This window comes from Microbacterium sp. FW305-3-2-15-F-LB2 (assembly GCF_058787255.1).
The window spans coordinates 1455103-1467909 of sequence record NZ_JBYSZO010000001.1; the positions used below are offsets into that span (position 1 = coordinate 1455103).

The following is a 12807-nucleotide window of genomic DNA, read 5'->3' on the forward strand; positions in this document are numbered from 1 at the left end:
CGACCGGGGGAGCGCTCGGCCCGCGGGGCCCGCTGGATACGATGGAACGATGACTTCCCCCGCCCTCGCCGCCGTCCTGTGGGACATGGACGGCACTCTGGTCGACACCGAGCCGTTCTGGATGGCTGCCGAGACCCCTCTCGTGGAGCGATTCGGCGGCACGTGGTCGCATGCACAGGCGTTGGGCATGGTGGGTCTCGCGCTGGAGGATTCGGCCCGGTTGCTGCAGAACGCGGGCGTCCCGTGGGGCGTGGACGAGATCATCGCCTACCTCACCGACGAGGTCCTGCGCCAGCTCGCCGTGGAGGGCGTGCCGTTCCGTCCCGGCGCGCGCGAGCTGCTCGCCGACCTGCGGAGCTCCGGGGTCAAGACGGCGTTGGTGACGATGTCGATGCGTCGAATGGCACTGTCGGTCGTCGATCTGATCGATTTCCCGGCCTTCGACGTCGTCGTCGCCGGCGACGACGTCACCCGACCCAAGCCCCATCCCGACCCGTACCTCCGGGCCGTGGACGCGCTAGGGGTGGCCATCTCCGACACCGTCGCGATCGAGGATTCACCGAACGGGCTGCGCTCGGCGATCGCCAGCGGTGCGGTGACGCTCGGCATCCCGCTGATGGTCTCGCTCGACGAGGTCGGCGCACACGCGTTGTGGCCGACGCTCGAGGGCCGCGGCGCCGCGGACCTCACGGCCCTTCATTCCACTCACGCACCAGCGACCACCCCACAGGAGACCCGATGAGCGAGACCCCGCACCTGAGCGGACCCTTCCGGGTCGGCGATCGCGTGCAGCTGACCGGTCCCAAGGGGCGGATGCACACCATCACCCTGCGGGAGAACGGCGAGCTGCACACCCACAACGGCGTGCTCAAGCACGAACTCCTCGTCGGTCAGCCCGACGGCAGCGTCGTCACGAACAGCTCGGGCCACGACTACCTCGCTCTGCGGCCGCTCCTGCGCGACTTCGTGATGTCGATGCCCCGAGGCGCCGCGATCGTCTACCCCAAGGACGCGGCGCAGATCCTCTCGCAGGCCGACATCTTCCCCGGCGCCACCGTGGTGGAGGCCGGCGTCGGTTCGGGCGCGCTCTCGCTCTGGCTCCTTCGGGCGATCGGACCGAGCGGGCGCCTGGTGTCGTTCGAGCGCCGCGAAGAGTTCGCCGACGTCGCCCGCGCGAACGTCGAGACCTTCCTGGGTGCGACCCCGGCGACGTGGGAGGTCGTCGTGGGCGACCTCGTCGAGAACCTCCCGGATGCCGTCGCCCCGGCATCCGTCGACCGCATCGTCCTCGACATGCTCGCACCCTGGGAGTGCATCGACGCCGCGGCGGACGCGCTCACTCCCGGCGGAGTCGTGCTCTGCTACGTCGCCACGGCGACGCAGCTGAGCCGGGTCGCGGAGTACATCCGCGCGACGGGGCTCTTCACCGACCCGGATGCCTCCGAGACGATGGTGCGCGGCTGGCACGTGGAGGGTCTGGCCGTGCGCCCTGATCACCGGATGGTGGCGCACACCGGGTTCCTGCTCACCGCACGCCGACTGGCGCCCGGAGCGGTGCCGCCCGAGGTCAAGCGCCGTGCGTCGAAGTCGAGCTACGGCGATGAGGACGTCGAGCTGTGGACCCCCGGTGCCGTCGGCGACCGTGAGATCACCGACAAGAATCTGCGCAAGCGCGTGCGAGAGGCGCAGAAGGCCGCCGACAGTGTGCGCCGACGCGACGGCGAGGCGGACACGGCGACGGAGGCATCCGACGCGAGCGCCTAAACTGATCCGGTGCGCAGACTCCCCGCCCTCGTCGCCGTGACCGCCCTGGCCGGAATCGGCCTCGTCGGATGCTCGGCATCCACCGGCGCCTCCGGCTCCGCTTGCGCGGCGCCCACCTTCGATCCCCGCGCGGCAGACGCCGTCACGGTCTCGGGAGAGGTCGGCACGCAGCCCGATGTCCAGGTGCGGTCGCCGTTCCTGCCCGAGTCCCGCTCGGTCGACACCGTGGTCAGCGGCGACGGTGAGCGCATCACGCAGCCCGATCAGCTCGTGCTGCTCGACCTGACCGTCTACAACGGCGTCACGGGTGAGCGCATCGTGGGATCGCGCTACGACGGCAACCTCACGAACGCGCAGCCGCTGTCGGGATGGGATCAGACCTTCCCCGACTTCTCGTCGGCCATGCTGTGCTCGACCGAGGGGTCGCGCCTCGTCGTGTCGATGCCGTACGACAGCGTGGGGGAGCAGGCCGCGCAAGGCCTCGGCATCCCGCAGGGGGGTTCCGCCGTCGTCGTGGCGGACGTCGAGCGCGTCTACCTGCCCGCCGCCGACGGGGCCGACCAGTTCACCGCCGGGTTCGGCCTCCCGACGGTCGTGCGCGCGCCCAGCGGTCAGCCCGGTGTCACCATCCCCGACGGCGACGCTCCGACCGCGGTCTCTGTCCAGACCCTGAAGAAGGGCGACGGCCCCGAGCTGACGGCGGACGCCACCGCGCGCGTGCACGTGCTCGGCGTCGCCTGGAACAATCGCGAGCAGTTCGCCTCCACGTGGGGGAAGGCGCCCATCGCCGCGGCCCCGTCCAAGATGCCCGCCGAGATCGCCTCCGCGCTCGAGGGGCAGACGGTCGGTTCACAGGTCCTCGTGGTCGTGCCCGCCGATCAGACCGCCGACGACCAGCAGGCGTTCCGCGCGCCCGCCGACACGGCGCTCGTCTACGTCTTCGACATCCTCGGCGTCGACGGCTGAGTCCAGCCCGCGCCTAGGATGGGCGGGTGTCCGCCACCTCGTCCCGACCCGCTCCCGAGGAGCGTCTGGTCAACCTCGTCGTCGCCCTCATGGCGACCGAGCAGGGCCTGACGAAGGACACCATCCTGTCGTCGGTGGCCGGGTATCGCGAGCAGTACGAAGCCGGGGCGTCGAAGGACGCGCTCGAGAAGATGTTCGAGCGCGACAAGGAGAATCTGCGCGGCCTCGGGGTTCCGATCGAGACGATCGGCGACCGCGCCGACCCCGACGATCTCCGCGAGGCGCGGTACCGCGTGCCCACCGCCGAGTACGTCCTGCCCGAAGACATCTCGTTCAGCCCGGCCGAGGTGGCCCTGCTCAACATCGCCGGGAGCGTGTGGGGCACCGAGTCGCTCTCCGCCGACGCGCGCAGCGGACTGCGCAAGATCAGGGCGCTCGGTATCGCCGTCGACGAGCCGATCATCGGGTACTCGCCGCGCATCCGAGCGCGGGACGCCGCTTTCCCGACGTTGCAACGCGCGATCGAGCAGTGCCGCGTCGTGACGTTCAGCTATCTGCGTCCCGGCGACCCGCGCGCTCGGGAACGTCGCATCCGCCCGCTCGCCCTGCTGGAGTACGAGGCGCGGTGGCACGTGTTCGGATTCGACGTGACGATGGATGCCGAGCGCACGTTCCTGCTCTCGCGCATCGTCGGTGACGTCACGGTCACGCGCGAGCGCTTCGACGAGGCGCTGCGCGCGGATGCGGGGGAGCGGGCCCTCGCGGGTCTCGAAGCCGTCGCCCGGCGCCAGCGAGCCCTTCTCGAGGTGCACCCCGGGACCGAGGCCGCGCTCCGTCTGTCGCGGCGGGCCGAGCCTGCACGTCAGGGCATCGTCGTGCCCTACGTCGATCTGCACGTGTTCGCGGACGAGCTCGCCTCGTATGGACCGGAGGTGCGCGTGGTCGCTCCCGACGACCTGCGCGATCAGGTCATCCGACGTCTGAAGGCGACCCTCGACCTGCACGGAGGTGCGGCATGAACGCGGACCGCGCTCTCCCCGCCCTCGACCGCGCTGCCCTCCTCCTCCAGCTCGTGCCGTACATCGTGGGCAAGGGAGAGGTGTCGATCGCGGAGGCCGCCGCCGACTTCGACGTCACGGCCGATCAGATGCGGGCCATGGTCGAGCGTCTCACCGTCATCGGCCTGCCCGGAGAGGGCGGGTACTGGCAGCTGCCGAACGAGCTCTTCGACATCGACTGGGATCTTCTCGACCGCGACGACATCATCTCCATCACGAACACCGTGGGGCTCGAACGCTCGCCGCGTCTCACCGCGCGCGAGGCCGCGGCCCTCCTCGCCGGGCTCCAGCTGACCCGGACGCTTCCCGGCGTCGGCGACAGCGCGCTCGTCTCGGGGCTCCTCGCCAAGCTCGCGGCCGGCGCATCGTCGGCGCCGCCGCCCGTGATCGTCGCCCCGGGGCCGGTCGACGGAGTCCGCGACGTCGTCGACCGGGCCCTGCGTCGCAACGTCGCCGTGTCGTTCACCTACCGCGCCCCTGGGGCCGCCCCCACCGTCCGGACGGTCGACCCGATCAAGGTGCACATCGCGGGCGGACAGTGGTACCTGCAGGGCTGGTGCCACACGCGCAAGGCCGTGCGCACCTTCCACCTCGAACGGGTGAGCGATGCCGAACTGACCGACATCGTCGCGGTCCACCGCGCCGACCCGGTCCCCGATCTGTTCGCCCCGGCCGCCGACGAGGTGGTTGCTCGCTTCCGCTTCCCCCGCGCGGTCGCGCCGCTCCTGTCCGACTACCTCGAGCGGGCGACGATCGATGGAGAGGGAGAGATCGCGGTCGCTTCGTTGCAGCTCGCGGACGAGCAGAGCCTCAAGCGCCTTGCCGCCCGCCGCGGCGGCGAAGTCGAACTCCTCGAGCCGTCGGGCGCGCGGCAGGCGGCGGCGGCGTGGGCCGCGGCGGGATTGGCTCAGTACGGATCAGTCTCGTCGCCCACCGGGTGAACATGGGACCTTCTCCCGCCGTTGCCAGGTCCACAGGGTTACACTGAAGGCCAGTCCGAACGAATCGAGGAGTACTCATGCTCGGCAATCTCAACGGGTGGCACCTGCTGATCCTGCTCGCCGTGATCCTTCTGCTGTTCGGTGCGACGAAGCTTCCCGCGCTGGCGAAGAGCGTGGGTCAGTCCGCCCGAGTCTTCCGCAGCGAGATGAAGGAAATGAAGCGCGACGACGAGGTCGCAGAAGGTCCGGCCAACGCCGCGCGTCCGACCGAGTCCGGCGCCGCCCCCTCTGTTGCGGCAGAGCCTCGCAAGCCCAGCGATACGACCGCGTAACACGTGGTGACGGCAGGACCGCCGCGGCTCGAGGTGCCCGAGGGGCCGCAGCGCGACAAGCGCATGTCCATCGGCGCGCACCTCGTCGAACTGCGCAAGCGCCTGATGATCGCGGCCGCCGCCCTGGTCGTCGGGATGATCGTGGCCTTCGTCATCACCGACCCGGTCATCGACTGGATCACGGGACCGATTCGCTACATCACCGAAAAACGCGGCGACGACTTCGCCGCTCTCAATTTCACCAACGTCACCTCTGCATTTGACCTCCGCATGCGGATCGCCTTCTCGATCGGCATCTTCGTGTCAGCCCCGATCTGGTTGTGGCAGATCTGGGCGTTCGTCATGCCGGGCCTGACGCGAAAAGAGATCCGGTACACGGTGGGCTTCATCGCCACTGCGGTGCCGCTGTTCTTCCTCGGGTGCTGGGTCGGGACGCTCGTCGTCCCGCACGTGATCGAGCTCATGTGGGGCTTCACGCCGGACGGGGCCGTCAACTTCTACAACGCGTCCGAGTATTACGACTTCGTCTTCAAGTTGATGATCGTCATCGGCGTCGCCTTCGTCCTGCCCGTGTTTCTCGTCGCGCTCAACGTCGCGGGGGTCATGTCGGGCAAAGCGATTCTGAAGGGGTGGCGCGTCGCGATCCTCGTCGCCTCCGTGTTCGCCGCGCTGGCCACTCCGGCCGCCGACGTCGTCAGCATGCTGATGTTGGCCGGCATCCTGATCGTTCTGTTCTTCGCCGCCGCCGGCGTATCCATGCTCTTCGATCGCCGCAAGGCCCGTCGCAATGCAACGGCGGGGCTGCCAGGATCGACTGCGTGAGTGGACTGAGCGCAGCCGACCGTTTCGCCCGGGCTTCGGCCCGCGCACAGCACCCGATCACCGCCGATTTCGCCGAGTCGCAGCGGTTCGACCTCGACCCGTTCCAGATCGCGGGATGCCAGGCCCTGGAGGACGGGCGGAGCGTGCTCGTCGCCGCACCCACGGGCGCAGGCAAGACGATCGTGGGGGAGTTCGCCATCCACCTGGCGATGCTCGAACCCGGAGACAAAGCCTTCTACACCACGCCGATCAAGGCGCTGTCGAACCAGAAGTTCCACGAGTTGCAAGAGGTCTACGGCGACGACGAGGTGGGTCTCCTCACCGGCGACACCAACATCAATGCCTCCGCGCGCATCGTCGTGATGACCACCGAAGTGCTGCGCAACATGCTGTACGCGGATTCTCCCGCCCTGCGCGGCCTGCGGTTCGTCGTGATGGACGAGGTGCACTATCTCGCCGACCGCTTCCGCGGGGCGGTGTGGGAGGAGGTCATCATCCACCTTCCGCGCTCCGTGCGGCTCGTCTCCCTCTCGGCGACGGTGTCGAACGCCGAGGAGTTCGGCGACTGGCTCGACACCGTGCGCGGCGACACCGAGGTGATCGTGTCCGAGACGCGCCCGGTGCCCCTCGAGCAGCACGTTCTCGTGCGCGGTGACCTGCTGCCGCTGTTCGACGATCGTGCCGGTGTCGCCACCGCGCAGGTGAATCAGGAGCTCCTGCGCATCCGCGGTGGTCACGCCTCGACGTTCGAGAGCAATCGCCGCGCGCAGGAGTACCGCTCCGGACGACACGCGGGCGGGAAGCGTCAGCCGCGCGGTGGCCAACGCCCCCTACGGGCCGCGCACGCGCCGAGGATCGAACGGATCGACCGGCCGCAGGTCGTGGACCTGCTACGACGCAACCACCTCCTCCCGGCGATCTTCTTCATCTTCAGTCGCGCCGGATGCGACGCTGCGGTGCAACAGCTTCGACGCGCGGACGTGCGCCTCACCTCTCCCGAAGAGCGCGGCGAGATCCGCCGGGTCGTCGACGAGCTGACCTTCACCCTCAAGGACGAGGACCTCGCGGTCCTGCATTACTGGGAGTGGCGGGAGAACCTCGAGCGCGGGATCGCCGCCCACCACGCCGGACTCCTCCCCGCGTTCAAAGAGGTCGTGGAAGAGCTCTTCCGCCGCAAGCTCGTGAAGGTCGTCTTCGCGACCGAGACGCTCGCCCTCGGCATCAACATGCCGGCTCGCACGGTCGTGCTCGAGAAGCTCGAGAAGTTCAACGGTGAGGCGCGCGTCGCGATCACGTCGGGCGAGTACACGCAGCTCACCGGTCGCGCCGGGCGCCGCGGGATCGACGTTGAGGGGCACGCCGTCGTCCAGTGGACCGAGGGGCTCGAACCGCAGTCCGTCGCGGCGCTCGCCTCCCGTCGTACGTATCCGCTGAACTCCAGCTTCCGGCCGACGTACAACATGGCCGTCAACCTCATCGACCGGTTCGGCCGGGCCCGGGCGCGAGAGATCCTCGAGTCCTCGTTCGCGCAGTTCCAGGCCGACCGCTCGGTCGTCGGTCTCGCGCGCCAGGTCAAAGAGGCAGAGGAGTCCCTCGCGGGGTACGAGAAGGCGATGACCTGCGACCGCGGCGACTTCCGCGAGTACTCCACGATCCGCCGTGAACTCTCCGATCTCGAGAAGATCAACCGCCGCGACGCGACCGCACCCCGGCGCCTCCGCGACGAGCGGCAACAGCAGATCCAGTCGCTGCGACGCCGCATGCAGCGGCATCCCTGCAACTCGTGCCCCGATCGTGAGGCGCACGCCCGCTGGGCCGAGCGGTACTGGAAGCTCAAACGCTCCACCGACAAGACGCGGCATCAGATCGATCAGCGCACCGGCACCGTGGCACGCGTGTTCGACCGCGTCGTCGACGTGCTCGCCGCGCTCGAGTACGTCGACATCGAGGACGACGGGACGACGACGCTGACCCCGGCCGGGCGAACGATGCGCCGCATCTACGGCGAGCGCGATCTCCTCGTGGCCGAGTCGCTCCGCCAGGGACTGTGGAACGCGCTCGACGCGCCCTCGCTCGCCGCCCTCGCGTGCTGCCTCGTGTACGAGCCGCGCCGAGACGAGGCGGGGCCGGGGGAGCGAGGACTGCCGCGAGGCCCCTTCCGTGCGGCCCTGGATGCCACGCAGACGCTCTGGCAAGAGCTCGACGACCTCGAACGCGACCACCGGTTGCCGGGCTCCGAGTCGCCCGCCTCCGGGCTCGCTCCGGCGATGCACGGGTGGGCGCGCGGGTTGCCCCTGGACAGTGTGCTGACCCTCGCCGACATGGCGGCGGGCGACTTCGTGCGCTGGGCGAAGCAGACCATCGACCTGCTCGACCAGATCTCGCTGGTGGCCGAGCCGAAGCTCGCGAAGACGGCGCGGACGGCGCTGGATTCGGTTCGTCGCGGCATCGTCGCCTACACCTCGGCATAGTCGGGATCGCCACAGCGCGGGCCGCATAGGCTGGACGGGTGCCTCTCGCCGATCCGCCGCGACCGATCGTCCGTCTGGCGTTCGCCGCTCCACTGTCGACGGTCGCGGGTCTGCTGCTCGTCACGGCCTACCCGGCGCCGGCGTTGTGGCCGATGGCGTTCCCGGCGGTCGTCATGGCGCTCCTCGCCCTCGCGGGTCGGCGGGTCTGGTCGGCGGCGCTCGTCGGATTCCTCTTCGGTGCGGCCTTCTTCTCCGTGAACCTGCTCTTCACCGCACGCTATCTGGGACCCATCCCCTGGATCGCGCTATCGGTGCTCGAGGCGCTCCTGACGGCCCTGTTCGCCGTTCCGATCGCTCTGGCGTACCGGTGGTTGCCCCGCATCGCCTCGGGCGCAATGGGGCGGCTGATGCTTCTTCCCGCGCTGGTGGCGGGTCTGTGGACGTTGCGGGAGCAGATCGTGGGCTCATGGCCCTACGGTGGCTTCCCCTGGGGGCGGATCGGCGTCTCGCAGGTCAACGGTCCCTTCGCCGAGGTGGCGTCGTGGGTCGGGATGTCGGGGCTGAGTTTCCTCGTCGTGCTCTTCTGCGCCATGGCGATCGAGTACGTGCGGCGGGCGCGACGGCGTCGACCGCTCGCCGCCGTCCCGGCGATCCTGGTGCTCCTGGCTCTCGTCGCACTGCCGCAGTTCCCCACCACGGACGCCGGCTCGATGCGTGTCGGCGCGGTCCAGGGGAACGGTCCGGCGGGCTACTTCGATCAGAGGTCGCGCAACGCGGTGTTGAACGCTCAGCTCGCGGCATCCGCCCCGCTCTTCGGGGAGAAGATGGACGTCCTCCTCTGGCCCGAGGGCGGGGTCGACTCCGACCCCACGCGCAACCAGGGAACGGCGGCCGTGCTCGATGAGCTCTCGCGTCGCGTGGACGCGCCGCTGCTCGTCTCAGCGGTGACGGAACGCGGGCCGAACCTGTACAACTCGGCGCTCGTGTGGACCGCGGACGGAGGGCCGTCGCAGATCTACGACAAGAGGCATCCCGTGCCCTTCGGCGAGTACGTGCCCGACCGGGCGTTCTGGGAGCCGTTCGCGCCCGACCTCATCGGGCTCATCGGCCGCGAGTACACCCCCGGGACGGCGAGCCCGGTGGTCGACCTCGACGGCGTGGTGGCGGGGCTGGCGATCTGCTTCGACGTGATCTACGACGACGTGGTGTGGGACGGCGCCGATCAGGGCGCGGAGGTCTACCTGTTCCAGACCAACAACGCCGACTTCCGCGGGACCGACGAGAACCTGCAGCAGCTGGCGTTCGCTCGCATGCGGGCGATCGAGACCGGAAGGTCGGTGGTGAACCTGTCGACCGTGGGTACCAGTCAGGTCATCGCACCGGACGGTGCGACCCTCGATCAGCTCCCGGTCGACGTCGCCGGCCACATGCTCACCGACGTGCCGTTGCGCACGGGTCTCACCCCGGCCGTCGTGATCGGACCCGCCCTGAAGATCGTGCTGGGGTGGGGCAGCCTGGCCGGTCTCGCGGCGGCTGGTGCGGTGCTCCTGTTCCGCGGGCGCACGAACAAGACGCCGGCTCCCGAAGGAACCGGCGTCTGAATCCGTGATCCGCGTCTAGGCGCTGATCTTCTGGTCCCCGCCGCGACGGGCGCGGAGGAACGCGAGGCGCTCCTCGAGGAGCTCCTCGAGCTCGGGGATGGTGCGACGCTCCAGGAGCATGTCCCAGTGCGTGCGCGGTGCCTTGTCGTCGCTGTGGTCGACGGTGGCGGTGCCCTCGCCGATACGGAGCAGCGCCTCAGCGCCGCAGGTGCGGCACTCCCATGCCGGCGGTACCTCGGCGTCGGCGGCGAAGGTCAGCACCGTCTCGCGTCCGCAGGTGTTGCAGACGTAGGTGTGCTGGGCCCGGTCGTGGAACACGACCCCGTCTTCGCTCTGAAGGCTCTGTGCGCCGAGTCGGATGCCTCGAAGACTGCGATCTGCCATTGTGTGGTCCTCTCGTCGGTCCCCATGTATAACGGCCGCACCTGTGCGCTTTATTCGAACGGAGCGCCTCGCGGCGAGATTCACAGACGATGCTCAGGCCACCGGCTGTTCAGCGTCCGTTCACGACGGCGAGAGCCGCATCGGCACGGTCGGTGACGAGACCGTCGACACCGAGATCGAGGAGGCGTTCCATGTCGGCCGGCTCGTTGACCGTCCACACGTGGACCTCGACGCCGGCGGCGTGGGCGGCTCGCACGAGGCGAGGGGTGAGCACGCGCACCGGGCCCTGGCGTTCCGGGATCTGCAGTGCATCGACGTCGGCGAGAAGACGGCGCGCGGTCCCGCGAAGGCCCACCGCGAGCGCGGCGACGAGACGCGCAACCGTCGAGGAACCGGGGGACGTGGCCGGGGGGAGGGCCGCACCCGCGGAACGAGCGGCCGCCAGTGTGACCCGGCGCCGATCATCCGAGAAGCTGGTGACGAGAACGCGCTCGGCATGCGGGGCCACGAGCCGTCCGACGGGCTCGGCCGCGGCCTCGGCCTTGACGTCGAGGTTGAACCGGACGTCGGGGAAGGCGCCGAGGGCCTGGGGCAGGGTGACGAGCCCGCCGCGGTCTGCCATGAGCTCCTCGAGCTCCGGAAGCCGCACGTCGGCGATCTTGCGGGGGTCGCCGGTCACCCGAGACAGGTCGTCGTCGTGGAAGAGGATGACGGCGCCGTCGGCGGTGAGGTGGCAGTCGGATTCGACGTAGTCGATCCCCGCGGCGTGGGCGGCGGCTACGGCGGCGAACGAGTTCTCGACGACGCCCTGGGCGGCATCCGCCGGGGTCACCAACCCGCGGTGAGCGAGCACGCGCGGGGGCTCGGGGGAGAGGTAGGGATGCCGGGTCATGAACCGGCGGGGGCGGCGTGGCCGCGCTCGTCGGCGGGCGCGGGGTCTCGGCCGTCGGATGACTCTGCCGTGCGAGCCCCGAACGCGCCGGAGATGCCCTTGAGGGCCTCGGTGAACTCGCTCGGGATGATCCACAGCTTGCTGGAGGCGCTGTCGCTGATCTTGGGCAGCATCTGCAGATACTGGTAGGCGAGCAGCTTGTCGTCGGGCCGGCCCTCGTGAATCGCCGCGAAGACCTGCTGGATGGCTCGGGACTCGCCCTCCGCCCGCAGGACGGCGGCCTGCTTGTCGCCCTCGGCCTGGAGGATGGAAGCCTGGCGGCGTCCCTCCGCCTCGAGGATCTGGGATTGCTTGGAGCCCTCGGCTGTCAGGATCGCGGCGCGTCGGTCGCGCTCCGCGCGCATCTGCTTTTCCATCGAGTCCTGGATCGAGACCGGCGGATCGATGGCCTTCAGCTCGACGCGCCCCACGCGGATGCCCCACTTGCCCGTCGCCTCGTCGAGCACGACGCGGAGCTGCCCGTTGATGTTGTCGCGACTGGTCAGCGCCTGCTCGAGGTTCAGACCGCCGACCACGTTGCGGAGCGTCGTCGTGGTGAGCTGCTCGACCGCACCGAGATAGTTGGCGATCTCGTACGTCGCGGCGCGGGCATCGGTGACCTGGAAGTACACGACCGTGTCGATCGAGACGACCAGGTTGTCCTCGGTGATGACCGGCTGGGGCGGGAACGACACCACCTGCTCGCGCATGTCGATGAGCGGTCGCACGCGATCGATGAACGGCACGACGATGTTGAGCCCCGGCAGAAGGGTCTTGTGGTACTTCCCGAGCCGCTCCACGACGCCGGCGCGGGCCTGCGGAATGATACGGATGGCACGGAAGATCGCGACGATCACGAAGATCGCGACGGCGACCGCCAGCACCCACCCGATGGTGAGGGGGATCAGATTCTCAGCGCTCATCGTGCGGCCTCCTGCTTTCGAGCGCGGACGACGGCGGTGGCGCCGTCGATGCGGGCGACCTCGACGCGCGTGCCGGGATCGAGACGGATGTCATCGCTGTCGGTGCGTGCCGTCCACACGTCCCCGTTGGAGAGTTTGACCTGGCCCGAGACTCGCGAGACGGTCGCGAGGACGAACCCGTCGAGGCCGAGCAACGCTTCGACGTTGGACGGACGGGCGTCCGCGCTCCGCTGCAGCCGTCGGAGCAGCCGTGGGCGCAGGAAAACCACCAACGCGATCGCGGCCACGGCCGCGACGATGACCTGCGCCCAGGGCGGTGCGCCGCCGAGATCGGTGACGAGGCCGACGATGCCGCCGATGGCCAGCATCAGGAATGTCAGCTCGACCGTGAGCATCTCGATGACGAGGAAGAGCAGGATCACCACGAGCCAGATGATCCACGCCCACGTGTCGATGGTGGAGAGAACGTCCATGTCGCACCTCCTTTTCCTGAACGTAGCACGCGGCTGACGGCGGAGGGCCGGATCTCCCGCGGTGCTCAGATCAGCCCGAACGCGGGCCGCGGCATCCCGGTCGGTAGGCTGGTGCATTGTCGTCCGCGCCGCCGTCGGTGG

13 protein-coding genes are annotated in these 12807 nt (G+C 69.6%); 9 read left to right on the forward strand and 4 right to left on the reverse strand.

From position 1 onward, the window contains the following. The first annotated feature begins 49 nt into the window (after nucleotides 1-49). The 9 genes from AC3WLZ_RS07075 (at nucleotide 50) to lnt (ending at nucleotide 9955) form a co-directional block, all read left to right on the forward strand. Nucleotides 50-742 carry an HAD family hydrolase gene (locus tag AC3WLZ_RS07075; RefSeq protein ID WP_492469572.1) on the forward strand — a complete coding sequence of 231 codons (693 nt, stop codon included), beginning with the start codon at nucleotides 50-52 and terminating at the stop codon, nucleotides 740-742. Next, nucleotides 739-1764, forward strand: a complete 1026-nt coding sequence (locus AC3WLZ_RS07080; RefSeq protein WP_492469573.1) for a tRNA (adenine-N1)-methyltransferase — start codon at nucleotides 739-741, stop codon at nucleotides 1762-1764. The genes AC3WLZ_RS07075 and AC3WLZ_RS07080 overlap by 4 nt, the downstream gene beginning before the upstream one ends. 9 nt (nucleotides 1765-1773) lie before the next feature. Next, nucleotides 1774-2730: an FKBP-type peptidyl-prolyl cis-trans isomerase gene (locus tag AC3WLZ_RS07085; RefSeq protein WP_492469574.1), complete on the forward strand. Its 957-nt coding sequence runs from the start codon at nucleotides 1774-1776 to the stop codon at nucleotides 2728-2730. A gap of 26 nt (nucleotides 2731-2756) precedes the next feature. Beyond that, complete coding sequence (locus tag AC3WLZ_RS07090) at nucleotides 2757-3749, forward strand: helix-turn-helix transcriptional regulator (protein ID WP_412924387.1); 993 nt, start codon at nucleotides 2757-2759, stop codon at nucleotides 3747-3749. After that, nucleotides 3746-4729 carry a helix-turn-helix transcriptional regulator gene (locus tag AC3WLZ_RS07095; RefSeq protein WP_412924388.1) on the forward strand — a complete coding sequence of 328 codons (984 nt, stop codon included), beginning with the start codon at nucleotides 3746-3748 and terminating at the stop codon, nucleotides 4727-4729. Before AC3WLZ_RS07090 ends, AC3WLZ_RS07095 begins: the two co-directional genes overlap by 4 nt. Before the next feature lie 77 nt (nucleotides 4730-4806). Further along, on the forward strand, nucleotides 4807-5061 hold the full coding sequence (gene tatA, locus AC3WLZ_RS07100) for a Sec-independent protein translocase subunit TatA (RefSeq protein WP_412924389.1): 255 nt from the start codon (nucleotides 4807-4809) through the stop codon (nucleotides 5059-5061). 63 nt (nucleotides 5062-5124) lie between these two features. Beyond that, a complete protein-coding gene (gene tatC, locus AC3WLZ_RS07105) occupies nucleotides 5125-5883 on the forward strand; it encodes a twin-arginine translocase subunit TatC (RefSeq protein ID WP_492470953.1) in 759 nt (252 codons plus the stop codon). Further along, nucleotides 5880-8354, forward strand: coding sequence for a DEAD/DEAH box helicase (locus AC3WLZ_RS07110; RefSeq protein ID WP_412924390.1), 2475 nt, complete (start codon nucleotides 5880-5882; stop codon nucleotides 8352-8354). The genes tatC and AC3WLZ_RS07110 overlap by 4 nt, the downstream gene beginning before the upstream one ends. Before the next feature lie 38 nt (nucleotides 8355-8392). After that, nucleotides 8393-9955: an apolipoprotein N-acyltransferase gene (lnt, locus tag AC3WLZ_RS07115; RefSeq protein WP_492469575.1), complete on the forward strand. Its 1563-nt coding sequence runs from the start codon at nucleotides 8393-8395 to the stop codon at nucleotides 9953-9955. 15 nt (nucleotides 9956-9970) lie between these two features. On the opposite strand, the gene AC3WLZ_RS07120 is transcribed toward lnt, so the two are convergent. From AC3WLZ_RS07120 to AC3WLZ_RS07135, 4 genes are all read right to left on the reverse strand, one after another. After that, the gene (locus tag AC3WLZ_RS07120; protein ID WP_412924392.1) at nucleotides 9971-10339 is read right to left on the reverse strand and encodes an RNA polymerase-binding protein RbpA; all 369 of its coding nucleotides are present in this window, start codon (nucleotides 10337-10339) and stop codon (nucleotides 9971-9973) included. 109 nt (nucleotides 10340-10448) lie between these two features. Then, nucleotides 10449-11231, reverse strand: coding sequence for a glycerophosphodiester phosphodiesterase family protein (locus AC3WLZ_RS07125; RefSeq protein ID WP_492469576.1), 783 nt, complete (start codon nucleotides 11229-11231; stop codon nucleotides 10449-10451). Then, on the reverse strand, nucleotides 11228-12193 hold the full coding sequence (locus tag AC3WLZ_RS07130; RefSeq protein WP_492469577.1) for an SPFH domain-containing protein: 966 nt from the start codon (nucleotides 12191-12193) through the stop codon (nucleotides 11228-11230). The genes AC3WLZ_RS07125 and AC3WLZ_RS07130 overlap by 4 nt, the downstream gene beginning before the upstream one ends. After that, nucleotides 12190-12666 carry an NfeD family protein gene (locus AC3WLZ_RS07135; protein ID WP_492469578.1) on the reverse strand — a complete coding sequence of 159 codons (477 nt, stop codon included), beginning with the start codon at nucleotides 12664-12666 and terminating at the stop codon, nucleotides 12190-12192. The genes AC3WLZ_RS07130 and AC3WLZ_RS07135 overlap by 4 nt, the downstream gene beginning before the upstream one ends. Nucleotides 12667-12807: the final 141 nt, after the last annotated feature.